Below are 23,082 nucleotides of genomic sequence, written 5' to 3'. Positions count from 1 at the left end.
CCGATTGCATCCGGATCCTTTATCCCTCACCTCTCACCATTGACCCATGACCTTTGAACCAACTTCCCCTTCCCGGCGCACCCTCCTGATCGCCACCACCTGCACGGACGATTGGGGGGGCAGCGAGGAACTGTGGGCCCGGAGTATTCCCCTGCTGCAGGAAGCCGGGTTCGACCTCATCGTTTGCAAGGCGCGCATCAACCGCCTACACCCGCAATTCCAACAGCTGGCCGCCCGGGGCGTGGTCCTGCACGAGCTGCACCAGCCGCCCCGCAACCGGAGCCTGAAGGTGCGCACCCTTAGCTTCGTCCGGAAGCTGGGGCGAAAGCTCCGCCTCCCGCACCGCTGGCTGCCGGTGCACCGGGATGCCTTTACCCGGGCGCTGCAGCAGCACCGCCCCTCCCTGGTGATCGTATCGCAGGGCATCAACTTCGACGGCCTCGACCTGGCCCATACCTGCCTCCGCCATAAAGTACCCTACGTGATCGTGGCCCAGAAAGCAGCGGACTTTTACTGGCCCCCCGTCGAAGAACGGGCCTCCATGACGGAAGCCTTCCGGCACGCGGAGCGCTGCTTCTTCGTGTCGGAACACAACCGGCGGGTGACCGAAGAACAGTTCGGCATCCGCCTGCCCAACAGCCAGGTGATCTTCAACCCGGTAAAAACCCTTGCCCGGGCGCTCCCCTACCCTCCCGTGGAGCGCCAGTACCGCATCGCCTGCGTTGCCCGCCTGTTCCTCCTGGACAAGGGCCAGGACATGCTGCTGCGCGTGCTGGCGAAAGACAAATGGAAACAGCGCCCGGTAACCTTTTCCCTGGTGGGCACCGGCACGGATGAAAACGGGCTGCGGGCCATGGCCTCCCTGCTGAACGTGACCAACGTGGAGTTTGCCGGTCACCAGGACAATATCGAACAGCTGTGGGAGCGCTACCATGCCCTGGTGCTCCCCTCGCGCAGCGAAGGCATGCCCCTGGCCATGATGGAAGCCATGGCCGCCGGCCGGCCCGTGATCGTCACCAATGCCGGCGGCAACGGCGAGCTGGTGGAAGACGGCGTGACCGGCTTTATCGGCGAAGCCACCGACCTGGCCCTGGAAGAAACCCTGGAACGCGCCTGGCAGCAACGCGCCTGCTGGGAAGAAATAGGCGAACAGGCCGCGGCCGCCCTCGCCCGCCGCCTGCCCCCCTCGCCCGAAAACGAATTTGCCCGATTCATCAAACAGATTACCCATGTCCAATAAGCCTTTAGTTTCGGTCATTATCCCCACCTACAACCGGGCCGGCGAGATACACCGGGCCGTGGAAAGCGTGCTGCACCAGACCTACCCGGCCATCCAGCTGATCGTGATCGACGATGGCTCGTCCGACGATACGGCCACCATCCTCAGCCGCTACCCCCAGGTGGAATATTTTTATAAAAAAAACGGCGGACAGGCTTCCGCCCGCAATGCTGGCCTGGAGCGGGCCCGGGGCGTGTACCTGGCCTCCCTGGATTCGGACGATACCTGGGAGCCCAACTTTTTGGAAGTGTGCGTGGAAAAGCTGGAACAGGACCGGCTGGACTTCGTTTTCGCGAACTGGCGCCAGGGCAGGCTGACCGGCGAAGCGGTGGACTTCATGGAACAACACCGGCCCCTGCAGCCGTTCCTGGCTCCCGGTGCCGACGGATGGGTGAACCTGGCCAACCCGGTCATCCGCCGGATGTTCCTGACCACCTGCGCCGCGCCCTCCTCCTCCCTGCTGATCCGCAGATCATCGCTGGCCGGCGGCTGGAACAACTCCATGAACATCGGCGACGACTGGTGCCTGATCCTCGATATGGTGCTGACCAAACCCTGCACGGCTGCCTTTACCCTCCAAAAGCTCTGGTACAAACAACCCGGGCCCGACAACGTGTACGACGGCCGCCCGCATATCGAGATCGTCCAACTGCTGTTCGTGGACGACACCCGCCACCTGATCCGCCGCTACAAAAGCTACCTGAGCCGGAGGGAGCTGCGCATCCTGCTGAAAAAATACATCAGCGGACTGGTGCAGCTGGCCAATCATTCGCTCTTCCGCGAACGCAACCTGCCCGGCTTCCTGGGCCTGCTGCAACAATCCCTGTCGCTCAGCCCCCACCTGACCTTCCTGTCCCTGACCTGGAAGATCCGGATCCAGTCGAAACGGCGGCTGAAACGGCTGGTCACCCGGTTTTCGTAGATCCTTCCGGCCGGTTCCGGGGCCCGCAAGGGCCCGCCTTTACCCTTTTCAACAACAACCACACCCGCATATGAAGCGAGAAGAATTATTACAGGTGTACGACCACCACTACGCCGACACCTACAACGAACGGTTCCTGACCAACCGGTTTTCCCAGCTCGGTACCGACTTTGAACTGCAGGCGCTCCGCAAGGTCATCGGCCCCGGCACCCGGTGGCTCGATATCGGCTGTGGCACCGGCTTCTTCCTGAGCCAGTTCCCGGCAGTGGAGCGGGCCGGCCTGGACATCAACCCGGTCATGCTGCAACGCGCCCGGGCCGCCAACCCCAACGCCCTGTTCTTTCGCGAAGGCGATTTCCGTAACCCTTTTCCGGAATGGCGGTCCGCCTGGTCGCTGATCTCCTGCATGTGGACGCCGTACAACTACGTGGAGTCGCTGCCGGAAGTGGAACGGGTGGTGCAGAACATGGTGGACTGGACCGTTGCCGGCGGCGCTATTTTTATCCCGGTGGTGGACATCGAAGACCTGCGGCCGAATACGCTGGTGCCCTACGAGGAAAAGGCGGACATATACGGCGGCTCGATCCTCCTGACCAGCTATACCTGGGAGTGGGTCGAGCATTCGGGCGCCGTACACCGCAACCTGATCGCACCGCATGCCGACCACTTTATCCGCCTGCTGCAGCCTTATTTCGACCAGGTGGAGCTGCTGCGCTACCCGCCCTTTCAAAACGGCTGGGTGTCGCGTAAAGCCGTGCTGGCTACCGGTCGCAGGGCCATCGCGGACGCGCAACGGCCCGCACAAGTAATCCGCCATCCCATTCCTCCCCCCGCCAACGATTCCCTGCCGGATACCCCCCCATTGGCTTCCGCCACCGCCAGCCTTTCGAACCGCGCCCTGCTGGCCGAAGTCGTGGGACGGATCCGTACCGGCCGCTTCTGGAGGGCGCTGCGCAAAAAAATGGTGCGCCGGTAATTCGCCTTTATTCCTTCACCCCAAACCAGCTTTTGTCCCATGCCACTTCCCAACCAACTGGCGAAGGCCCTGGCCGCCGCCCGCTCCCACGAATGGTGGGGCTATAAACTTCCGCCCCTGCTGGCCATCGGCTACGCCACTGCTTTAAAAAACGGGGCGTCGCTGCTGCAGGTGGGCCCCTGGCTGCTGCTGTCGCTGGCGGCGGTGGCCATCGGCGCCGTTTACGTCAGCCTCATCAACGACATCACCGATATCGAAGAAGACCGCGCCTGCGGAAAACACAACCGTATGGCCGGCGTCGCCCCCGGCCTGCGCTGGATTTTCCCGGTACTCTGCCTGCTGGCCGGTGCTGCCTTCATTTTTTTCCTGCTGCTGCCGGACACCCTTTCCGCCCTGCTGTACACCCTGCCGTGGATCTCGTTCAGCCTGTATTCCCTTCCCCCCTTCCGCTTCAAGACCCGGGGCTTTTGGGGCGTGATGGCCGATGCCGGCGGCTCGCACCTGTTCATCAGCCTGTTTATGGTAGCCCGCATCAGCCAGGTAGCGGGCCGGCCGGTAGACTGGCTGTGGTTCGGCGCCGTGGGGGCCTGGGCCCTGCTGCACGGCCTGCGGGGCATCCTCTGGCACCAGTTCCACGACCGCAACCACGACCTGCAATCCGGCACCCGCACCTTTGCATGCCGCATCGACCCGGCCGCCTTTCGCAAACCGTCGCTGCTGCTGATGGCGCTGGAAGCAGTTGCCCTGGTCCTGCTGCTGTACTGCATCGACCTGCCGCTGCCCGAGGTTTTTCTGCTGGCGTATATCGTGCTGGCACTGGTTCGGCAGAAAAAAATGCGGCAGACGGTCGTCGCCCTCCTCAGCCCGGCAAGCGGTCCTTACCAGATCTTCCTGCTGGAGTATTACAGCCTTTTTTTACCGCTGGCGCTGCTGGCAAGCGCTGTCGTTGTCCATACCACCGACTGGAGGGTCGGCGCCCTGCACCTGCTGCTCTTTCCACAGCAGGCCCTGCTGGTCCTGCGCGACCTGGCGCAACTCGCCAAACGCTCCGGCCACCGGCTGCTGTCCCTGGCAAAAGCCCGCCCCCATTAACCCGCCCTTCCTCCACCCCAAAATCCTGCTTCATGTCTGGAGAAAACCGATTTTTCAGCATCGTCATCCCTTTGTACAACAAGGAGTCCTGCCTGGAAAGAACCATTGACTGCGTCCTGCACCAAACCTATCCGCATTTTGAGATCCTGCTGATCGACGACGGCTCCACGGACAACAGCTTTTACACCGCCCAGGCACTGGCGGCAACGGACAACCGCATCCGCCTCTTCAGCAAAAGCAACGGGGGCGTATCCTCGGCCCGCAACTTCGGCATCGGCAAGGCGTGCCACCCCTACATCGCCTTCCTGGACGCCGACGACAGCTGGGAAGCGTGCTACCTGGAAGAAATGAACGCCCTGATCGACCGCTACCCCCGGTGCGGCATGTATGGGTGTGCCTATAAAAAAGTAAGGCACGACCGCGCCACCTTTTATTGCGAGGACCTGCCCGAAGGCATCATCGAAGATTATTTCCGCACCATCACCTTCAAGCTGGTGGCCTGGACCTCGGCCCTCATCATCAAAAAGGAAGTGTTCGAAAAGGTGGGCCTGTTCCCGGTGGGCATGATCGGCGGCGAGGATTACTTTATGTGGACCAAGGTGGCCATCCACTACCCCATGGCCTTTACTCCCAAAGTGCTGTCGTGCTACAACATCTTCCTCAGCGGCGTTTCGGGCCGCATCGGCCAGAAGGATTCCTGCCACGAAAACTGGTACCAGTTTTACCGTGACGACGACTTTTACCGCAACGAGTTCATTGCCAACAAGGCCATCGACAACGGCATCCGCCATGCCTGGGGCAACCACAAAAAGCACAGCCGGAGCATCGAACGGCAGTTCCGCTACACCCGGCTGTTCCGCTACAAATGGTACAAGCTGTTCTTCCTGAACCTGCTGCCCCAGCCGCTGCTGCTGCTGCTGCTGTTCTGCAAGAAGCAGACCGACCCGCTCTATGCCGTTTCCGGCGCCGCCAAGGGCCGGAGGCAACAGGTCCGCTCCACCTCGGCCATCACCCTTCCGCCCGCCCTATCCGCCCGCCCCGCCGCAGCCGGCCCGATCCTGCTGGCGGCCATGGGCAACCATCCCCAACCTACACCCGTTAATACCGCCCGCTCATGACCCCGGAAAACCTGCCGGCTTCCGCGCCGAAAATTTCGATTATCATTCCCTGTTATAACAACGGGCAGTTCCTGGCCCGCGCCCTGGAAAGCGTGCGGGAGCAGGACCATGCGCCCGTGGAGGTGATCGTGGTGGACGACGGCTCCACCGACGACACTAACGCCGTAGCCGCCCGTTACCCCGAAGTCATTTACCTGTACCAGCGCAACCAGGGCGTGTCGGCGGCCCGCAATACGGGCATCGACCACTGCACCGGCGCTTACGTGCTGTTCCTCGACGCCGACGACTGGCTGCTGCCCGGCGCCCTCTCCGTCAACCTGCGGCGCCTGCGCGCCCATCCTGCCGCCGGCTTTGTTTCCGGCGCCCACGTGCTGGTGTTCCAGGCGCGCAACGTGGAAAGCCTGGTTACCCGGGAGGTAACCGAAAACCATTACCACCACCTGCTGCAGGGAAATTATATAGGCATGCTGGCGGCAGTGCTCTTTCGCCGCCGGGTGCTGGAGGAATTCCGCTACGACACCTCGCTGCGGGGCAGCGAAGATTACGACCTTTTTTTGCGGATCGCCAGAAGGTATCCCGTGCTGCACCATACGGAGCCGATGGCCGCCTACCGGATCCATGAAACCAACACCTCGGGCAATGTTTCCATGATGCTGCGGCATGCCCTGCAGGTGCTGCGGCGGCAGCAGCCGCTCCTGGAAGACGCCACGGAGCGGCAGTGCCTGAAAAAGGGACGAGCCTTCTGCAAGCGGTATTACCACCTGCAGTTGTACCGGCAGCTGCGCAAAGCGCCCTTCGGCCTGCATACCCGCCACCGCCGGCTGCTGTTCCAACTGTTGCGGTACGACCTCCTGCTGTTCGGCCGCCTCCTGGCCCACAAACTCAAAACCTTTATCGCCGGCCCCCAGACCGGCAGTCCCAAAATCATACGCACATGAAGCCAAACTGGAAACGCCGCCTCAAAAACCTGTTCGTCAACCGGGGCCTGGCGCTGATGTACCACCGCATCGCCGCCCTGCCCGCCGACCCTTGGCAGATTGCCGTCAGCCCCGAACGCTTTTCCGAGCACCTGGAGGTGCTGCGGAAGTACCGGGTGGTGCCGGCCGGCACCCTGGTGCGCCAGTTGCACCACAGGTGCGTGGCTTCCGGAACGGTCTGCCTCACCTTCGACGACGGCTATGGCGACAACTACCGCACCGCCCGGCCCCTCCTGGAAAAGCACGACTGCCCGGCCAGCTTTTTCATTGCCACCGCCTATGTGGACAGCGAGTCGGAATTCTGGTGGGACGAACTGGCGCGGATGATCCTGGAGCCCGTGGAGCTGCCCTCCCAGCTTTCGCTCTTTATCGGCAAAGGGCTGTTCCAGTTCACCCTGGACCAGGACAGGCGGCTGACGGAGGAACAACGCCGGCGGCAACAAGGCTGGTCGTGGTACAGGGCGCCGCCCACGCAGCGCTGCGCCCTGTACCTGGAGCTGTCGGAGCGGCTGCGGGCCCTGCCCCTGTTCCAGATCCAGTGGGAGCTGAAAAAGATAAGGGACTGGGCGGAATTCAGCGAAGCACCCCGCGGCGACTACCGGCCCATGACCCGACAGCAGCTGCAGGAAATGGGACGCCACCCGCTGTTCGACATCGGCCTGCATACCGAAACGCACCCGTCGCTGCCCTGCCACTCCCCGGAAACGCAGCGCCGGGAGATCACCGGCTGCGGCCGCTTTCTGAAAGAGCAGCTGGGAAGGGCGCCCCGGACGCTGGCTTATCCCTACGGGAATTTCGACGCGGCCACCCTGGCCATCGTGCGGGAACAGCAGCTGCAGGCAGGCTTTACCACCTGCGGCCAGACCATCACCAACCGCACCGACCCGCACCGCATCGGGCGCTTTCATGTACGCAACTGGAACGGTGATGAGTTTGAAAAAAATTTAAGCTACTGGGCCAGTGCCCTGTAGAATAGGAAAGAGCAGCAATGGCGCAAAGTTTGGAGCGGAAAAGAAAACGCAACCTATGCCCCGAACAAACCGGACCGCAGTCCAAAAAGTTTTTCAACTTTCCCTGGGAGCGCTTTGCGCCTTCGGCTCCCTCACCGCCTGCAATAAAGACGATGATGACGACCTTTCCAAAGCCGACATCCTGAGTTCCACCCGCTGGAAGACCACGGTGGTGAAGGATAGCGTGGGAGTGGACGTAACGGCCGCCAATACGGGCTTTGTTGGACTGGCCACCTACAACCGCAACGGCACCTACGAGTTCTTCAACCTCGACGGCACACCCCGGGGCGACAGCGGCTACTGGGCCCTGACCGCCGACGAAAGCAAACGGATCCTTTATTCCCTGACCCGCAGCTATACGCGGGTAGTGGACATCGTGGAGCTGCGATCGAACCTGTTTACCTATAAAACAGTGGCCAACGGCAAGACCGTATGGGTGGAACACGTACCGCTATAGTCCGTAGAACTATCAGAATTCCGGCAGGAGCACAAAAAAGGTAGTGCCCTGGCCCGGCATGCTTTCCGCCCAGACGCAGCCCTGGTGGTTTTGCACCACCTTGCGTACGATGGAAAGGCCCACGCCGGTTCCCCTGCTGAACTCACTGGTGTGCAGGCGGGTAAATACATTGAAGATCTTTTCGGCATCGCGCTGCTCAAAGCCGATGCCGTTATCCTGTACCTGGATCAGGTGAAAGGGTTTGTTGCCGCAGGAAACGGGGAGCTGCAGGGCGGTGTCGGCAGGCGTTACCAGCCGCGAGCTGACGTGGATTTCGGGCACCCGGTGCGGGCTGCTGTATTTGAGGGCGTTCCCGATCAGGTTCTGGAACAGCTGCTGCAGCTGCCTTCGGTGGCCTTTGATCACCGGCATGGGGCCCACCCTTACCCGGGCGTGCCGGTCCTGGATCTCCAGCTCCAGGTCGTCCAGCACCACATGGACCTTCCGGTTCAGGTCTACCTCCTCCAGGTAGCCGGCTTCCCGGCTGACATGGGAATATGCCAGCAGGTCCTCGATCAGAAGGCGCATGCGGTGGGCCGCCGTTTCCATACGGCCGAAAAGACGAAGGTCTTCCTCGTCCAGCCGGGATTCGAGGCGCCCCTTGAGGCGGTCCGAGAAGATGAGGATCTTCCGGATGGGTTCTTTCATATCGTGGGAGGCGGCATAGGCAAAATCCTCGAGGTCGGCATTGGAGCGCTCCAGCTCCTGGGTCTTTCGCTGCAGCTCCTGCAGGTTGTTTTTTTGCTGGGAGATATCCCGGATAAAGGCGACGAACGCAATTTTTCCCTGCTGGATCGTTTGGGAAATGGTCAGGGAAATAAAAAATTCCCGCCCGCTTTTTTTCAGGGCCGTGATCTCCAGCGTCTGGTTCAGCACGTGCGGCTGGCCGGTATTCAGGTATCGCTTCATGCCCCGGTCATGGGCTTCGCGGTATTGCGGGGGAATGATGGTGGCGGCCAGGGGCCGTTGGAGCACCTCTTCCGCCGTCCAGCCAAAGATCTCTTCCGCTTTGGGATTCCAGAAGGTGATGCAGCTTTCCCGGTTAATGACGATCACGGCATCCGGGGCGTGGATCAGCAGTTGCTGCAGGTTGTTCTCTTTTTCCTTGATGTCGCGGTTGTACATTCGTAACTGGGCTTCCTGCTGCAGGCGGGTGGTCACATCCCGGAAAATGCCCCGGGTATAGAGGGGCTTGCCCTGCACCATCTTGGCGGAAACAAAGCCTTCCACGGCGATGCGGCGGCCGCTTTTGCTTTTCAGGTGAAACGTAATTTCTTTTTCGGCAGCCTGGTTGCTCAGGATCAGCTGCCGGTAGTGGATATAGCGGGACAGGTCTGCCTCGTCGATAAAGGAAAACAACGACCGGCCCTGGATGTCTTCGCGGCGGTATTCCAGCAAGGCGGCCCAGGATTCGTTGACATAGATCAGGGTGCCGTCCAGGTGAACGATCTGAATGAGATCATGAGCATTATCGAACAGGTCCATCAGCCACTCTCCACTGTCAAAATGCTTCTGTAATAAATGCTCCACGATAGAATAAGGGTTTCGTTTTCAATAGATTACCAGATAAATTTCGGATGTCGGATTTCGTCTCGCCTCGGGCGAGACGAAATCCGACATCCGAAATCGCTAGTGCCTGCCGCCCTGGCGTTCGCCCTGGTTGCCGCCGCGGGTACCCTGGCTGCCCTGGGAGTTCTGTTGCTGGTCGCGCTGGCTGCTGGCATTTTCCTGGCCACCCAGCTTTTTCTTCAGGCTTCCCTGGCCACCCTGGCCGCCCTTGGTGCTTCCCTGCTGACCGCTTTGATTGCCCTGCTGGCCCGAGCGGCTTCTGTTGTCTTCAGCCATAATCGTTTGATTTAAAGTTTTAAAATAAAAACTGCTGAAAAAAGGGTGCCATAAGAAGCGGGAGGCCTAAGCCGGTTCAATGTGGATGAGGATGCCGCCGAGCTGCGGCAGGCGCTGGTGCAGCACCGCTTGGAGGCGGTGGGCAATGTCATGGCCCTCCCGGACACTGATGGCACCATCCACCCGGGCATGCAGGTCCACATGGTACCGGACGCCGGATTTACGCACATGGCATTTTTCGGTATCGACGATCCCCTCCACGGTAAGGGCAATGCCGCGAATCTCGTCGATCATGTCGTCGTACATATGCTCGTCCATCAGTTCGCCCAGGGCGGGACGGAAAATGAGGTAGCCGTTGTAATAAATGATGCCCGATGCCAGCAGGGCCGCCCAGTCGTCGGCCGTTTCGTAGCCTTTGCCCAGGATCAGGGCCACGGATATGCCCACGAAAGCCGTGAGCGAGGTAATGGCATCGCTGCGGTGGTGCCAGGCATCGGCCTGCAGCGAGGAGCTGCCCGTTTCTTTGCTCCTTTTCTGCACAATGCGGTAAAATATTTCCTTGATCACTACGATAACCCCCAGCACCACCAACGTGTAGGGTTTGGGCAGGGCATGCGGCGTGCGGATGTTCTGGATGCTTTCGTAGGCGATGACCGTAGCCGAGGCAATGAGGAAGCCCACCACGATAAAGGTCACCAGGGTTTCGGCCCTGCCGTGCCCGTAGGGATGGTTCTTGTCGGCCGGGCGGGAGGAATACTTCAGTCCGAACAACACCAGGATGGAGGAAAAGATATCGGAGGTGGATTCGATGGCATCGGCAATGAGGGCGTAGGAATTGCCCAGGTAGCCGGTTACCCCCTTGATGACGGCCAGGCTGGCATTGCCGGCAATGCTCAGGTAGCTGGTTTTTATAGCCTTATCTTCTGTCGACATAACGTTCTTCATTCTATCCACCCGGCAACCGCGGCGGCGCGGCAAAAGTCGGTGATTTTACAGTTCAATGCTATCGCTCTGGAAATAGGCGCCGGTGCGCAGGTTCATCAGGGTGAGGCGCCCCCCGGCAAAGCCGGCGCCGGTATCGAGGTTGGTAATGCCGCCGCAGGTCATGGGCGTGGTTTGCTGCCACAGCAGCGTGGGGGTATGACCGATATAGATGGCGTTGAACTGCTCCCGGCCGGAGATCTTTTCCTCAGGACGCAGCACGGCCAGTTGCCAGAGCGAGCGGTCCCAGGCAAACACTCGTTCCTCCTGCTTCGCCACTTCCACATCGGGGTCGAAGCCTCCGTGGGTAAACAGGTTGCGCTCTTCATCCATATAATACGGCACCTGCAGCCGGAAAAAGTCGGCCGCCTGGCGCCGGTCCTCCGCGTCGAGCTCCTGCCAAAGCTTTTTGGTAATCGCGACGCCGTTGGCCCCCATGAAGGCATCGACCCCTGTTCGGATAAACTGGTAAAAGTTCTGGTCGTGGTTGCCGCGGATGAGCACTTTATCGCGGATTTTCATCAGCTCCCGGATGCAGGAAAAGGGCGCCCCGCCCCGGTCCACCACGTCGCCCAGGAACACCAGACGGTCGCGTTCGTAATCCAGCCCGCTCCGCTCCAACACCTGCATCAGCGCCTTGTACTGCCCGTGAATATCGCCCAGGACAAAAGTCATCCTCTTAACAGTTTACGAGTTCACAAGTTTACGAGTTCACGCGTTCTTTGGAAGTTTCTGAGTTCCAAAGTTCCTGAGTTCCTGGGTTAGTTGTTGGAAGTTTTCAGGTTTTCAGTTCTTACTTATTTCTTATTCCTTAGATACTTCGTACCCCGCACCTTCTCTCCTATTTTTCCAAAGCTTTCACCACGACATTGCTTTTACCTTTCCGGGAGGAGTCGAGGTCGTCAAAATCGCCACGGAGCAGCTTCATGGCGTAGCGTTCCTGTTCGATCTCTTTACGGGTGCGGAAACCCAGCTTGCGCAGCAAAGGCAGGGGTGGACACCAGCCGTGGACGGCATGCTCCAGGAAAAAGCCCAGGACCAGGGCCGGCAGGGCCAGCCACCGCTTATCGACAACAGCGCTCAGCGCCAGGCCGGTAAGCGCCACCAGCGGCAGGTGCACCTCCAGCACCCGCTCGACATCCCACTCTTTATTCAGCTCTTTGATCCGGTGGGTGATGGAACCCGTATTTTTCGTGGCATAAAATTCAATATTGTAGCGGAGCTTTTGCTCCCGTTTACGTTCCTCCTTTCCCGGTGTTGCAATTCTTACCCGTTCCATATGGTGTTTTTTATTTTAGTGATGTTTGTTTAAGGCGGAATCGGCCTGGCTGCTGACGACCAGCTGCCGTACGTTGCCCTGCTGCCAGGCATCGGCGCCGGGCTGGACCGGCGGCGCCGGAATGTCCGCCCGGTTCTTTTTCTTTTCTTCGGTAGAAATTTTAAAGCGCCGGTCGCGGTCGGCCAGCAGTTCCGGCCGGAGCTGGCCGTCTTTAGTAAAGCCCATCATGATCAGGGGCGCCCCCAGGGGCAGGTTGCGTTGCTGGTCGGTATGCCAGGTATGAATGGTTTTGCCATAAGTGGACACCAGCTTTTCCATCAGCTCGTGCTCGGCCAGGTCGGGAATGCCGGGGGCCACCAGGGTGCCGGATTTCACTTCGTGCCGGTGGGAGTGCCAGAGTCCTTTTTCTTCTTCGGGCAACTGCCGGAACAGGCGTTCCGATACGATATACTCCACCCCCATGATCTTGGCATCCTCACCGTTGCCGTCATAAATGATGGCCTGGTACAGGTCCTCGTTCAGCTGGCTCACGTAGTGGTGGGCCTCCATCTGGGCATTCATATTCCCATTGTAAAAATGAAAGCCGTCGAGATAGGCATTGATCTTTTTCAGGGGCGACTTGCCCTGGAGGAGGTCGGCGCCGGCTTCCAGTACCCTGGACCTACCGGTTTTCTCCCCCCCGGGAGCTTCTACGTTCGAACCAGTATTGTTGCCACCGCAACTGCACAGGAAAAGAGAACAGAGGCAGGCGATCCCAGCATTCTTCATAACACAAAGGTTTGAGCAGGAATACACCAGCAAGCGGTATGCCTCGAACCGTTCCAGGGTTCATTCGTTCCAAAGTTCCAGGGTTCCAGGGAGGGGAAAGCGGGACAATAAAGAAGCTGAATTCAGGAGTAAAGCGTATAGTTTAGCCGGTTAGGAATATTTGTTCCCATTCACTATGGACCATTGTCCAATGGCCAATGCCCTATTCTCCGAAGAGGGCGGAGAGGCCGGGATGGTCGTGGAGGTCGTTTTTGCAGATATCGAGGATGATGGAGCCGATGCTGTTGCTGCCGAAGCGTTTCTGGACGTTCTCTACTTCCAGGGCAGCCACTTCCAGGGCTTTTTCGTGGTATTTGCGCACAGGGCTTTTCCCGGCCACTACACCGGCAAAGGACTGCAGGTATGGATTGGCCGACTGCCGGATGTCCTCGCTGCTCAACTCCTGCAGTTCGTAATAGGCGGCTTCCTTCACCTTGACGTTGGCATGGGCCAGCTTTTCTTCGGCCAGGGCATGGAACTGGTCGCCGATGCGCAGGGCGAAAATGGTCAGGATCAGGCTGTCCAGCAGCGAATAGTTGATGGAGCCGAGCTGCACATTGCGGAAGGAATAAAGGCCTTCAAGCCCGGAAATGATCAGCAGGGGATTGATGCCGGATTCTTTTGCCTTGGTCAGGACATTCTGGTAGAAAAGCTGTTCGTTCATGCCGTGGGTTTGTTTTGGTGGTACGCTGATAAAACGGAATAACCCGGCAGGAATTGCCCTCCTCCCCTATTCATTCCCAGCGAAACGCAGCAGGCAAAGGTAGGGATTGAAGCGGGAATTGGGAATTAGTTCATTGGTTCATTGGGAATTAGGAGCGGCCAGCTAAAGGGGGCATCAAAGAGCCCTGACAGGTTTTAATAACCGGTCCGGTCGGTTGGGGAACAAATTACGGAGAGGTCTCCCCTAATTCCCAATGAACCAATGAACCAATTTCCTTCCTAGCAGGGTTTCAATATCAGTTGGAAGTCCACATCAAACTGGTCCTCGATGCGGATAACGCCGCCCAGCTTGCGGGGCGGGGTCAGCTTGAAGTCGGAAAAGCTGAAGGTGCGGGCGCCGTTCAGCTGGAAGGTAGCGGGACCGCTTTTCTGGAAGTCATACCGGATCTCGAAGGTTTTCCGCACCCCTGCCAGCTCCACTTCCACCAGGCCTTTGGTGTTGAAGGCCGCCAGGCCGGCCACGGGCAGCTGCTCCAGGGTCAGGAACCGGATCTTCAGCCGCGGGTGTTCTTCCGCCTTCAGGGTTTTGCGCAGGTCGCCGGTGATCAGGCGGCTGTGGCAGTCGAACCGGAACACGTCCACCTCCAGGCTGCCGCTCAGGCGCACCGGCCGGCCGGTGGCGTTGTCGGCTACGCACAGGGTGTCCTGCTGGTAGTAGCCGGTAAGGTCGCAGGTGAATTCGTTAACATTGGACTTGCCGGCCACCCTTAGGGTGCTGGTCTTCTGGATGGTCCATTTGATGGGGCGGGGCGCCGGGCCGGCAGGACCCGGGGTGGTAAAGCTGACCAGGCACAGGGCAAGCAGGAGCAGCAGGGGGGCGAAGGCAGTGCGAAACATAGTACCAGGTTTTGGGATTGGGGGAAAATTTCGTTGCTCCTGCAAATTACCTGAAGGGAGACGCGGGGGGTATGACCCCGGTCAGGCGGCCGGCTCTACTTGCTCACCCCGGAGGCGCTCCCGGGCTAACCGGCATCAGTTCCTCCGGGGAAGGCCCTACGCAAAATGGGCCCGGATTGCTCCAGGCCCATTTACGCTGTCTTGCTTTTATCGCACTCACTTTAGAAACCAACCACGGCTTCCACTACATAACCGCTGAATTTGGCGCCGTTGCGGTAGTCGGTATTGGCGAAGTTTTTATACTCCTGGTTTACCAGCTCGGCTTTCAGCAGCACGTTGCGGGTAACGAACCAGCCACCTGCCAGGGCCTGCCGTTCAACGGTTACCGGGTTTACGGCCCCGGCCAGCTCGGCCTTCGCACGGTTGTAGCGGGCACCTACGAACAGGTTTTCCGATTGTCCGAAGCGATACACCACATCAGCGGCAGCCTGGTAGGCTTTGCGCTCGTTGGCTTCGGTTTTAGCGCGGCCTTCGGCGTATTCATAGGTACCGAACAGTTCCAGTCCGCCGTATTTTACAAACCCGTTCAGCATCAGGGCGTCGACTTTTTTAGTGAAGCCCGGGTTCAGGCGGCCCGAAGCAAACATGGCGGTAGAGGCCTGCACGGCGCCGGCGGCATCTTTCCATTTTTCCACCACGTTCTGGTAGTTCGACCCGGTGCGGTCGCCCGAGTACAGGGTCAGGCCGCTGCCGGCGTTGCTGCCGTTGTGGTACAGGCTACCCGACAGGCGCACCCGCAGCTTTTCGTTCAGCTGGCGGTCCAGGCCGCCTTTCAGGATGATCGAAGGAGAGCGTTTGGTGTTGTCGTCCACCACGGCGCCGCTTTTATCCAGGCCGGCGGTTGTGGAGTCCACGTGGCCCTTGATCATGCCGTTGGTCAGGCTGACCACGCCGAACAGGCCGTTTTTCTGAAGGATCACCTCACCGCCGATCTCGGTGGCGTAGCCGTCCATGATATAACTTTCCATGAAGGGGTTTTGGAGGGTCTGGCCGCCATCGCTCCGGCGGAAGTGGGCGTCGCCGTAGTTCACCTCCATGTGGCCCACCTTGATGGTGGCAATGTCCATGAACTTGTTCAGCAGGCCGCTTTTAAAGGGCAGTTTGTCGAACTGGATGTAGCCGCCTTTTACCCAGGCCTCGTTGTGGTGACGCGAGGACAGGTAAGTGGTCACGTTCAGGCGGATACCGTCGGCCAGCTGCACATCGGTAAAGAGGTTGGCCTGGGCGGTCATGAAGCCCGGCGTCAGTGGGTACAGGTGGTTGGCGGTTTGGGCGGTGGTGCCGGTACCACCGTTGTTGAGGGCGGTATTTTCGTGTTTCAGGTTCTGGAACTGCTGGGTGAAGCCGGCGCCGAAGCGGATGCGGGGACCTTCATAGGGCAGGGAGTCGGCCTTTTTGGAGGTTTCGAAAACGTTGATCCCTCTCTGGTCGTAAGGCCGCCAGTACGAAGGCCGTTGGTAGAACTCTTTGATTTCCTGGGCCTGGCTGGCAAAGGGGAGTACGGCGCCCAGCAGCAGGGCCATTTTCAGGGTATTGAAGCGATTTGTTTTCATGGTAATGAGTTTTTGGAGTTGTAAATAAGTTTCGGTTAGTGGTGATTGTGGATATGGATGATTAGCGGGCAATTTTTGTTGTGAACGAAATGGCTACTTCGTCACCGGTTTTTACGGTGCCCATCATAAAGGAAGGGGGTTCTACTTTGTATTCGGTCATTTTCAGTTTTTTGGTGCCGGAGCACTGGAAGGTTTTGTCGGCGGCATTGTATTTCACGGTGGCGGCCAGGTCGGTTTCGCGGGTGGTGCCGGCGATGGTCAGCTTGCCGAGGCAATGCAGGGTGTAGGTGCTGGCGTCTACCGGTACTACCTTGGCCGAAGACAGCACGAAGGTGATGTTTTTAGCCGAACCGGACTTCAGGGCTTTGTAAGCGTTCTTGTCCATGGCGGCGTGTTCGCTTTTGAGGCTTTCGGTGGGGGCGGTGAAGCTGAGGCCCGACAGGCCGGTCACCTTATCGCCGGCGCCCAGGGCCAGGGTCACCTGGCAGTTGCCGCCGCCCGATTTCATTTCCCAGTCGTGGAGGGTGGAAGTGCCTTTTACCACCAGGCTTAGGTTCTGGGAGCGGAAGGTGGAATCGTTGGCGGTGTTTTTCAGGGCAAAGGACATGGTCAGTCCGGTCAGCAGCAGGACCAGGGGCAGGACAGCTATTCGAGGTACGCGTGTCATAAGAAACTATTTTTCAGTGTTAAAAGATTGTTGTTTGCTTTACATGACAAAGGTGTCCTGTTACGGCCGGGCTTTACCTGAGCGGGGATGCGTGGGAAATTGATTGTTATCAGGCGGTCAGCTAAGCAATGTTAGCCGGAGTCCTCAACCCGAAAATAAAAAAAGCCCTCCCGCTGGAGCGGGAAGGCTTTTTTGTTTCCTTATGTTGGGAATTACTTCTCTCCTTCTGTGATGCTGATGGCGTAGCCGCCGCCGGGGGCCACGAACTGCGCCAGCTTCGATTTGGCGGTTACCGCCACTTTGCGGATGGTGTAGGCCTGCGGGTTGGTTTTATAATGGGCGTCCTTCGCATCGGCATAGATGGTAGCCACGTATTTCTTTCCGGGCTCCAGGAAGCCGAAGTTGATGGTGGAGGTACGGGCCTGCTCGCCGCCGACGCTGCCCACGAACCACTGTCCTGTGCCTTTGGCTTTGCGGGCAACGGTGATGTAAGCCCCGGGCTCCGCTTCCAGGTATTTACTTTCGTCCCAGTCCACCGCCACGTCCTTGATGAACTGGAAGGCATCGGGAAAGCGGTTGTAGTGCTCCGGCAGGTCGGCCGCCATCTGCAGCGGGCTGTACAGGGTCAGGTACAGGGCCAGCTGGTTGGCCAGCGTGCTGTTGACGTGCGACTGGTTGGAGGGGTTGAGCTTGCTGATGTCCATCTCGAAGATGCCGGGGGTATAATCCATGGGCCCTCCCAGCAGGCGGGTAAAGGGAAGGATGGCCACGTGGTTGGGCCTGGAGCCGCCAAAGGCCTGGTATTCCGTTCCCCGGGCCGCTTCGTTGCCAATGAGGTTGGGCCAGGTGCGGGCAATGCCGGTGGGGCGTACCGCTTCGTGGGCGTTGACCATGATGCCGTAATCGGCCGCTTTTTCGATCGCATACTGGTAATGGTTAATGGTCCACTGGCTGTAATGGTTCTCGCCCCGGGGCAGGATGTCGCCCACGTAGCCGCTTTTCACGGCATCATAGCCGTTTGCCTTCATAAACTTGTAGGCCGTGTCCATCCAGCGCTCGTAGTTGCGGGTAGAGCCCGAGCTTTCATGGTGCATGATCAGCTTTACGCCTTTGCTCTTCGCATAATCCCGCAGCTCCCGCACATTAAAGTCGGGATAAGGCGTGACGAAGTCGAATACAAAGTCCTTCGAATTGCCGAACCAGTCCTCCCAGCCTACGTTCCAGCCTTCCACCAGCACGGCGTCAAAGCCATGTTGGGCGGCGAAGTCGATGTAGGCTTTCACATGGGCGGTGTTGGCGGCATGGGTGCCGTTGGGTTTTGCTTTGGCATAATCCGTTACTCCCAACTGTACTGCAGGGTAGTCGTTGGTATACGACCAGGAGCTTTTGCCGGTGATCATCTCCCACCACACCCCTACGTACTTCACCGGTTTGATGAAGGAAGGGTCTTTGATCTTACAGGGTTCGTTGAGGTTATAGGTCATGCGGGAGGCCAGGATGTCGCGGGCGTCGTCGCTGACGATGATGGTGCGCCAGGGCGAGGTGCAGGGCGCCTGCAGGTAGCCCTTGTCGCCTTTGGCGTCGGGGGTGAGCCAGGATTCGAACACGAGGTTCTGATCATCGAGGTTCAGGTGCATGCAGGCATAGTTGATGAGGGCCGCCTCGTGCAGGTTGATGTACAGGCCGTCGTCGGTTTTCAGCATCAGGGAGGTTTGCACGCCGGTAGGCGAAAAGAAGCGCTGCGACACGTTCTCCGTGCGGGCTTTGGCCTGCAGCCTGCGGATCTCCGTCAGCCGCGAGGTGGTGTAATCGTATTCCTGCGTGTCGTAGTCGCCGGGGATCCAGAAGGCGGTATGGTTGCCGGTCATGGCGAACTGCGTTTTTTCTTCCTTGATGACGAAGTACGCCAGGTTCTTTTGTTGGGGGAATTCGTAGCGGAAGCCCAGGCCGTCGTCGAAGAGGCGGAAGCGGATCAGCAGTTGCCGGTCGATGCCTTTCTGGTGGAGGGTCACCGCCAGCTCGTTGTAGTGGTTGCGGATGGCTTTTTCCTCGCCCCAGACGGGGCTCCAGCGTTCGTCGAAGGTGGCGGTTTGGGTGCCGGCAAGGGTAAAGTTGTCGTAGAGGGAGGCTTTGGGGTTGACCAGCTTTTGCTTCATGTCGCCTTCGGCTTCCTCCTTGCTTTTGGGCGCCTCGTATTTCAGCTGGAGGCCCAGCCTGCTTTGTTTGATGACGGGCCGGCCTTTGAAGGACAGGCGGTAGGTGGGAACGCCTCCTTCCTGCAGGGAGAAGGTCATGACAAAGTTCCCGTTGGGAGATTTCAGTTCCTGGGCGGCGGCGGTAGTGTACAGTAACAGCAGCAGGCAGGCGGCCGACAATCGTTGCAATAAATTCCTGTTCATGGACATGCTTGGGGTTGGGTAATCGTTTGGAAGGTTTTCCTAAATATAAAACCGGGAAAACCGTTCACAAAGGAATTTATTTGGCCCCAGTCCGGCCTATCTGTCCGTTTCAATTTCTTGTCAAAGCGTATCATTTTTCACGGCCCCCGTTGGAAGCCGGCAGCCTAAAACTGCAAATAGACGGGCAGCACCTGTTCGGCGGTTTTTACCTGCACGCAGAGAAACATAAAAAGCAGGAACAGCAGCACGTGCACCACCGGGTGCCAGGCAGCCGAACGCAGGCGCAGGCCCTCGGCCATCTGCCAGGGAACGAACTGGAACAGAAAGCCCAGCGCCATCATCCCGAACACATTGCCGTAATGGGCCCACAGCTCCCCGATACCCGAAGCGCCGAAATTGGAAAAGACCTGCCGGATGACCACCAGCGCATCCTCCAGGGTGGCTGCCCTGAAAAAGATCCAGCAAAAGCACACGAAGTGAAAGGTAAACAATACACCCAGCCACTTTCCTACTCTTCCGGCGGCCTGCACTTTTTGCGGTCCGCCCACCAGCTTTTCCACCGCCAGCATACCGCCGTGCAGGGCGCCCCAGATCAGGAAGTTCCAGCTGGCGCCATGCCAGAAGCCGCCCAGCACCATGGTGATGAACAGGTGGACGTAGGTGCGCACCTTGCCTTTGCGGTTGCCCCCCAGCGGTATATACAAATAGTCGCGCAGCCAGCTGGAAAGCGAAATATGCCACCGCCGCCAGAACTCGGTGATGGTGGCGCTCTGGTAGGGCATGCGGAAGTTTTCGGGTATGCGGAAGCCGAACCAGCGGGCCATGCCGATGGCCATTTCGGAATAACCCGAAAAATCGCAGTAGATCACCAGGGCATAGCCGTACACGCCCAGCAGGCACTCAAGCCCGGTATGTCTGGAGGGATCGTCGAAAATGTACTGGACGAAGTTGACGTTGATGTAATCGGAAAGAATGATTTTTTTGAACAGGCCCGCCCCCACCAGCGAAAAACCTTAGGTAAAGTCCTCGTCCGTTACCCGGTGGGGCTGGCGGATCTGCGGGATAAAATCCGATGCCCGCACAATGGGCCCCATCACCAGCTTTGGAAAGAAGGACAGGAAGAACAGGTAGTCCAGAAAGCTGTTAATGGGCTTGAACTCGCCCTTGTACACGTCGAGGGTATAGCTCAAATTTTCGAAAGTGTAGAACGAAATGCCGATGGGCAGGATCAGGTTCAGCGGGTGAATGTGCGTAAGCGACAGATCATTGGCCAGGGCAATAAAGAAATCGGTGTACTTGAAATAAAACAGCAGGCCCAGGTTCAGCACCATGCTGCATACCAGCAAAAACTTCTTGGCGGCCGGCCGCTCCACCCGGTAAATGAGGTTCGACAGGGCGAAGTCCACCACCGCCGACAGGATGATAAGGCCGACATACAGGCCGCAGGCCTTGTAAAAAAAGTAGAGCGAGAACAACGTAAACAGGGCGGTGCGGGCCACGTGGTGGTGGCGCACGGCATAATACAGCAGGGTGAAGCCAAACAGGAAATACAGGAAAAACCCGCTGTTGAACAACAGGGGGTTGGCAGGATCGTATTGCAGTTGTTCCAGTATTTTGGAAAAAGAGATCATGGGACCAGGTTCAGAAAGTTGATGATGGCGGTAGCAAACAATTTTCCCTGCAGGCGGTAACCCTCGGGGGTCAGGTGTATCCTGTCTTCACGGGCAAAGCCGTAGGCATGCCAGCGCACCACCGACCCCTCGCCGCCCATGACGGTGTACCAGTCCCAGAGCGCCAGGTTGTTGCCGGCGGCAAAGAATTTCAAAAAAGTATTCAGCAGCTGCACATCGTAATTGGTGCGGTAGACGTAGGCGGGCAGGCCGGGCATGGCAACGCGTGACTTTTTGAAAAAGTCGCCGGCAGTGGTCACTATTATGTCCGCTCCCGGGCAGTCGGCCTGCAGCCGTTGCAGGAAGCGCTGGTAGCCGGCGGCCAGCGAATCGGGCTGGTAGGGGCCGTTGGCTTCGTTGGTGCCGAAGGACAGCACCACCAGGTTGGGCGCAAAGGCGGTGACGGCCTCGCTGCGGTACCCGTTGCGCAGGAACGAGCGGGCCGTGGCGCCGTTCTTTGCCTGCACCTGCACCACCACCGTATCGAAGAGGGTTCTGCCCGAGTCCTTCCGTTGCCGGAAGTACCGGTTCAGCGAGTCGGCAAGCGCCCGGCTATACTGCCCGGCCGCCACATGGCTGTCGCCCAGGTGCAGGATGCGCAGCACTGCAGGGCTGTCCACGACCACCGCCGCCAGCCGGTTTTTACCCGACAGTACCTGCAGGTTATGAAAGCCTTCCAGGGAGTTATGCTGGCCCACCTGCACGGACCGCTCCTGCTCCTGCCCGAAAACCAGCGCCGGCAGCAGGAAAAGAAAAACCAGCGGTAGAAAGAACCTTATGTTCATCAATGCGTAATAAATTATGATTTACGATTTGCGGTTGCCAGCGCATACTCTTTCATGATGGCTTCAAACAACAAGGTGCCGATGCGCCGCGCCCCCGGCCGGTTGACATGCGTATAATCCTTGTTGGCCAGGGTAGTGTCGCCCTCCACCCAGCGCACCATGGAATTGCGCCCGCCCATGGCCCGGTACAGGTTCCACAGGTTCGAGCGGGTATTCAGGGCCACTTCATTCTGCGTTTCCAGCAGGGGTTCCACCCCCAGGGCCGTTGCCATTTTGCCGCCGTAGCGGAACGATTTATCGGCCGTGCTCACCAGCAGCGTGCTGGCGCCGGGAAAGGCCTGTTCAAACTTTTCCACCACTTCCTCCATCGGCTCGCGGTACGAGGCAAAATCCTGCAGGGCCGGCTTGTACAGCAGGTTGGGACCGTACTGGAAGATGATCAGGTCGTAGGACCGCACCCGGCTGATGGTGCCCAGGAGACTGGAATCGAGGTGCGCCAGCTCGGTGCCGATGATGCCGCGGAACGAGAAGTTGTCTACGTATACACCGCTGTCGCCTTCGAAGGAAAAGCCGTAGATGGGCGCCCTTCCCCGGAAACGGGCGGCCAGCGAATGGCAGTTGGTATCCACCAGCACCTGGTTGAAAGGGGCCTTGCCCCCGAGTTGAAAGGCCTTCCCGTTCACCTCCACCGACAAGGCGCCTTCCGGCCGGCCATACAACAGGTAAGCCCGGGGCATGCGGTCGAGGTGCGGCTGGGCGCAGGCTTCGTAGCTGACGGTGGCCGCACTTCCCGGCAGGTAATAATGTCCCGACAGGAACAGGTGGTGGTCGCCTTTGGTATTTTTAAAATTCTTGTCGACCCAGTTATCGCTAAAGGAGTGGATGATGGTCTTGCGGAAGGGCGCCACGATGGAGGTGACGGGTACGAAGCCCACACCGCTGCCGCCGAAGACATCCTGCAGCAGGCGGCGCAGGTCTTCGGAAATGAGGTCGCCTTCGATCATCGAATCGCCGAAATAAGCAATGGTCACTTTCCTGCGGCGGCCGGCTTTCAATTCTTTTAAAGCGGCTATAAACCGGTGCAGTGCATAGGGGGCCCGGGGTTCGTAGGTGGTGATGCCGTTGAAGGAACGGAAGTCGCGGAAGGCGGCAACGGTGCTGCCTGCGCGCCGGGCATTTTTTGCCGGCCGGAAGGGCGCCTGTTCCGGCACGGTCAGGTCGGAAAGAAAATCCAGGCGCTTGACGGCGGCCAACTTCCAGTTCCGGGACAGAAAGGAGCTGGCAACCAGCAACAGGAAAACTGCGGTAATAAAAAACAGGGGCTTCTTTTCAGGAGAAATAGGACGGCTCATAAACAGTTTGGACATAATATTTCCGGCGATCGGCTGGTATTCCTTCATACCGGCAGGCACCCGCAGAATATTTCGATGTCAAAATTAAATCATGGAGCGGAAAAGAAGTTTACGAGTTTACAAGTTCAGCCGCCTGACGCCCCCGGCCCCTAGAACCTGGGGCACCGGGTATTTTCGAGCGAGGAGTTGCGGATGTTCAGAAAGCTTTTGTACGAAAGGGTCAGCTCCATGCCGCCGCGCAGGTTCGAGGCCGT

The 23,082-nt window shown here is 59.0% G+C and carries 23 protein-coding genes; 8 read left to right on the top strand and 15 right to left on the bottom strand.

Translation table 11 applies throughout. The annotated features are described in order from the left end of the window. Window positions 1–46 precede the first annotated feature (46 nt). From V9K67_RS15995 to V9K67_RS15960, 8 genes are all read left to right on the top strand, one after another. Window positions 47–1,240: a glycosyltransferase gene (locus V9K67_RS15995; protein ID WP_336724085.1), complete on the top strand. Its 1,194-nt coding sequence runs from the start codon at window positions 47–49 to the stop codon at window positions 1,238–1,240. Continuing rightward, a complete protein-coding gene (locus V9K67_RS15990) occupies window positions 1,230–2,201 on the top strand; it encodes a glycosyltransferase family 2 protein (protein WP_336724084.1) in 972 nt (323 codons plus the stop codon). The genes V9K67_RS15995 and V9K67_RS15990 overlap by 11 nt, the downstream gene beginning before the upstream one ends. Window positions 2,202–2,271: 70 nt before the next feature. After that, window positions 2,272–3,177, top strand: a complete 906-nt coding sequence (locus tag V9K67_RS15985) for a class I SAM-dependent methyltransferase (RefSeq protein ID WP_336724083.1) — start codon at window positions 2,272–2,274, stop codon at window positions 3,175–3,177. A 39-nt stretch (window positions 3,178–3,216) separates the two neighbouring features. Next, window positions 3,217–4,269: a UbiA family prenyltransferase gene (locus V9K67_RS15980; RefSeq protein ID WP_336724082.1), complete on the top strand. Its 1,053-nt coding sequence runs from the start codon at window positions 3,217–3,219 to the stop codon at window positions 4,267–4,269. A 32-nt stretch (window positions 4,270–4,301) separates the two neighbouring features. Further along, window positions 4,302–5,387 (top strand): glycosyltransferase family 2 protein, encoded by a 1,086-nt coding sequence (locus tag V9K67_RS15975; protein WP_336724080.1) that lies wholly within the window; start codon window positions 4,302–4,304, stop codon window positions 5,385–5,387. Next, window positions 5,384–6,325, top strand: a complete 942-nt coding sequence (locus V9K67_RS15970) for a glycosyltransferase family 2 protein (protein ID WP_336724078.1) — start codon at window positions 5,384–5,386, stop codon at window positions 6,323–6,325. Before V9K67_RS15975 ends, V9K67_RS15970 begins: the two co-directional genes overlap by 4 nt. Then, the gene (locus V9K67_RS15965) at window positions 6,322–7,335 is read left to right on the top strand and encodes a polysaccharide deacetylase family protein (protein ID WP_336724077.1); all 1,014 of its coding nucleotides are present in this window, start codon (window positions 6,322–6,324) and stop codon (window positions 7,333–7,335) included. Before V9K67_RS15970 ends, V9K67_RS15965 begins: the two co-directional genes overlap by 4 nt. Before the next feature lie 55 nt (window positions 7,336–7,390). After that, window positions 7,391–7,831, top strand: a complete 441-nt coding sequence (locus V9K67_RS15960; protein ID WP_336724075.1) for a DUF4822 domain-containing protein — start codon at window positions 7,391–7,393, stop codon at window positions 7,829–7,831. A gap of 12 nt (window positions 7,832–7,843) precedes the next feature. On the opposite strand, the gene V9K67_RS15955 is transcribed toward V9K67_RS15960, so the two are convergent. From V9K67_RS15955 to V9K67_RS15885, 15 genes are all read right to left on the bottom strand, one after another. After that, on the bottom strand, window positions 7,844–9,400 hold the full coding sequence (locus tag V9K67_RS15955; RefSeq protein ID WP_336724073.1) for a sensor histidine kinase: 1,557 nt from the start codon (window positions 9,398–9,400) through the stop codon (window positions 7,844–7,846). Window positions 9,401–9,499: 99 nt separating this feature from the next. Continuing rightward, a complete protein-coding gene (locus tag V9K67_RS15950; RefSeq protein WP_336724071.1) occupies window positions 9,500–9,715 on the bottom strand; it encodes a hypothetical protein in 216 nt (71 codons plus the stop codon). Window positions 9,716–9,781: 66 nt separating this feature from the next. Continuing rightward, window positions 9,782–10,648 (bottom strand): cation diffusion facilitator family transporter, encoded by an 867-nt coding sequence (locus V9K67_RS15945; RefSeq protein ID WP_336724069.1) that lies wholly within the window; start codon window positions 10,646–10,648, stop codon window positions 9,782–9,784. 57 nt (window positions 10,649–10,705) lie between these two features. After that, window positions 10,706–11,371 (bottom strand): metallophosphoesterase, encoded by a 666-nt coding sequence (locus V9K67_RS15940; protein WP_336724067.1) that lies wholly within the window; start codon window positions 11,369–11,371, stop codon window positions 10,706–10,708. A gap of 166 nt (window positions 11,372–11,537) precedes the next feature. Beyond that, window positions 11,538–11,975, bottom strand: a complete 438-nt coding sequence (locus tag V9K67_RS15935) for a hypothetical protein (RefSeq protein WP_336724065.1) — start codon at window positions 11,973–11,975, stop codon at window positions 11,538–11,540. A gap of 15 nt (window positions 11,976–11,990) precedes the next feature. Then, window positions 11,991–12,743 (bottom strand): OBAP family protein, encoded by a 753-nt coding sequence (locus V9K67_RS15930; protein ID WP_336724063.1) that lies wholly within the window; start codon window positions 12,741–12,743, stop codon window positions 11,991–11,993. Between the two features lie 202 nt (window positions 12,744–12,945). Continuing rightward, entirely contained in the window at window positions 12,946–13,446 is a 501-nt protein-coding gene (locus V9K67_RS15925) for a hypothetical protein (protein WP_336724061.1), read from the bottom strand. Between the two features lie 278 nt (window positions 13,447–13,724). Next, window positions 13,725–14,342 carry a hypothetical protein gene (locus tag V9K67_RS15920; RefSeq protein WP_336724060.1) on the bottom strand — a complete coding sequence of 206 codons (618 nt, stop codon included), beginning with the start codon at window positions 14,340–14,342 and terminating at the stop codon, window positions 13,725–13,727. 221 nt (window positions 14,343–14,563) lie between these two features. Further along, entirely contained in the window at window positions 14,564–15,955 is a 1,392-nt protein-coding gene (locus tag V9K67_RS15915; RefSeq protein ID WP_336724059.1) for a hypothetical protein, read from the bottom strand. A 61-nt stretch (window positions 15,956–16,016) separates the two neighbouring features. Further along, window positions 16,017–16,622, bottom strand: a complete 606-nt coding sequence (locus tag V9K67_RS15910) for a YceI family protein (protein ID WP_336724058.1) — start codon at window positions 16,620–16,622, stop codon at window positions 16,017–16,019. Between the two features lie 212 nt (window positions 16,623–16,834). Beyond that, window positions 16,835–19,021 carry a glycoside hydrolase family 97 protein gene (locus V9K67_RS15905; protein WP_336724057.1) on the bottom strand — a complete coding sequence of 729 codons (2,187 nt, stop codon included), beginning with the start codon at window positions 19,019–19,021 and terminating at the stop codon, window positions 16,835–16,837. A gap of 164 nt (window positions 19,022–19,185) precedes the next feature. After that, complete coding sequence (locus V9K67_RS15900) at window positions 19,186–20,022, bottom strand: MBOAT family O-acyltransferase (RefSeq protein WP_336724056.1); 837 nt, start codon at window positions 20,020–20,022, stop codon at window positions 19,186–19,188. A gap of 12 nt (window positions 20,023–20,034) precedes the next feature. Further along, window positions 20,035–20,652: an MBOAT family O-acyltransferase gene (locus V9K67_RS15895; protein ID WP_336724055.1), complete on the bottom strand. Its 618-nt coding sequence runs from the start codon at window positions 20,650–20,652 to the stop codon at window positions 20,035–20,037. Next, a complete protein-coding gene (locus V9K67_RS15890) occupies window positions 20,649–21,476 on the bottom strand; it encodes a GDSL-type esterase/lipase family protein (protein WP_336724054.1) in 828 nt (275 codons plus the stop codon). The genes V9K67_RS15895 and V9K67_RS15890 overlap by 4 nt, the downstream gene beginning before the upstream one ends. Window positions 21,477–21,490: 14 nt before the next feature. Beyond that, window positions 21,491–22,843 carry an SGNH/GDSL hydrolase family protein gene (locus tag V9K67_RS15885; protein ID WP_336724053.1) on the bottom strand — a complete coding sequence of 451 codons (1,353 nt, stop codon included), beginning with the start codon at window positions 22,841–22,843 and terminating at the stop codon, window positions 21,491–21,493. Window positions 22,844–23,082: the final 239 nt, after the last annotated feature.

The sequence above is a fragment of the Huijunlia imazamoxiresistens genome (assembly GCF_037132455.1).
GTDB classification, from domain to species: domain Bacteria; phylum Bacteroidota; class Bacteroidia; order Chitinophagales; family Chitinophagaceae; genus Flavisolibacter; species Flavisolibacter imazamoxiresistens.
This window is presented reverse-complemented; position numbering and strand designations above follow the sequence as displayed.

What these genes read in the sequence shown, in the direction of transcription:
- V9K67_RS15995 (WP_336724085.1), top strand. Translation starts at nt 47, where the DNA reads ATGACCTTTGAACCAACTTCCCCTTCCCGGCGCACCCTCCTGATCGCC.
- V9K67_RS15990 (WP_336724084.1), top strand. Translation starts at nt 1,230, where the DNA reads ATGTCCAATAAGCCTTTAGTTTCGGTCATTATCCCCACCTACAACCGG.
- V9K67_RS15985 (WP_336724083.1), top strand. Translation starts at nt 2,272, where the DNA reads ATGAAGCGAGAAGAATTATTACAGGTGTACGACCACCACTACGCCGAC.
- V9K67_RS15980 (WP_336724082.1), top strand. Translation starts at nt 3,217, where the DNA reads ATGCCACTTCCCAACCAACTGGCGAAGGCCCTGGCCGCCGCCCGCTCC.
- V9K67_RS15975 (WP_336724080.1), top strand. Translation starts at nt 4,302, where the DNA reads ATGTCTGGAGAAAACCGATTTTTCAGCATCGTCATCCCTTTGTACAAC.
- V9K67_RS15970 (WP_336724078.1), top strand. Translation starts at nt 5,384, where the DNA reads ATGACCCCGGAAAACCTGCCGGCTTCCGCGCCGAAAATTTCGATTATC.
- V9K67_RS15965 (WP_336724077.1), top strand. Translation starts at nt 6,322, where the DNA reads ATGAAGCCAAACTGGAAACGCCGCCTCAAAAACCTGTTCGTCAACCGG.
- V9K67_RS15960 (WP_336724075.1), top strand. Translation starts at nt 7,391, where the DNA reads ATGCCCCGAACAAACCGGACCGCAGTCCAAAAAGTTTTTCAACTTTCC.
- V9K67_RS15950 (WP_336724071.1), bottom strand. Translation starts at nt 9,715, where the DNA reads ATGGCTGAAGACAACAGAAGCCGCTCGGGCCAGCAGGGCAATCAAAGC.
- V9K67_RS15945 (WP_336724069.1), bottom strand. Translation starts at nt 10,648, where the DNA reads ATGTCGACAGAAGATAAGGCTATAAAAACCAGCTACCTGAGCATTGCC.
- V9K67_RS15940 (WP_336724067.1), bottom strand. Translation starts at nt 11,371, where the DNA reads ATGACTTTTGTCCTGGGCGATATTCACGGGCAGTACAAGGCGCTGATG.
- V9K67_RS15935 (WP_336724065.1), bottom strand. Translation starts at nt 11,975, where the DNA reads ATGGAACGGGTAAGAATTGCAACACCGGGAAAGGAGGAACGTAAACGG.
- V9K67_RS15930 (WP_336724063.1), bottom strand. Translation starts at nt 12,743, where the DNA reads ATGAAGAATGCTGGGATCGCCTGCCTCTGTTCTCTTTTCCTGTGCAGT.
- V9K67_RS15925 (WP_336724061.1), bottom strand. Translation starts at nt 13,446, where the DNA reads ATGAACGAACAGCTTTTCTACCAGAATGTCCTGACCAAGGCAAAAGAA.
- V9K67_RS15920 (WP_336724060.1), bottom strand. Translation starts at nt 14,342, where the DNA reads ATGTTTCGCACTGCCTTCGCCCCCCTGCTGCTCCTGCTTGCCCTGTGC.
- V9K67_RS15915 (WP_336724059.1), bottom strand. Translation starts at nt 15,955, where the DNA reads ATGAAAACAAATCGCTTCAATACCCTGAAAATGGCCCTGCTGCTGGGC.
- V9K67_RS15910 (WP_336724058.1), bottom strand. Translation starts at nt 16,622, where the DNA reads ATGACACGCGTACCTCGAATAGCTGTCCTGCCCCTGGTCCTGCTGCTG.
- V9K67_RS15905 (WP_336724057.1), bottom strand. Translation starts at nt 19,021, where the DNA reads ATGAACAGGAATTTATTGCAACGATTGTCGGCCGCCTGCCTGCTGCTG.
- V9K67_RS15895 (WP_336724055.1), bottom strand. Translation starts at nt 20,652, where the DNA reads ATGATCTCTTTTTCCAAAATACTGGAACAACTGCAATACGATCCTGCC.
- V9K67_RS15890 (WP_336724054.1), bottom strand. Translation starts at nt 21,476, where the DNA reads ATGAACATAAGGTTCTTTCTACCGCTGGTTTTTCTTTTCCTGCTGCCG.
- V9K67_RS15885 (WP_336724053.1), bottom strand. Translation starts at nt 22,843, where the DNA reads ATGTCCAAACTGTTTATGAGCCGTCCTATTTCTCCTGAAAAGAAGCCC.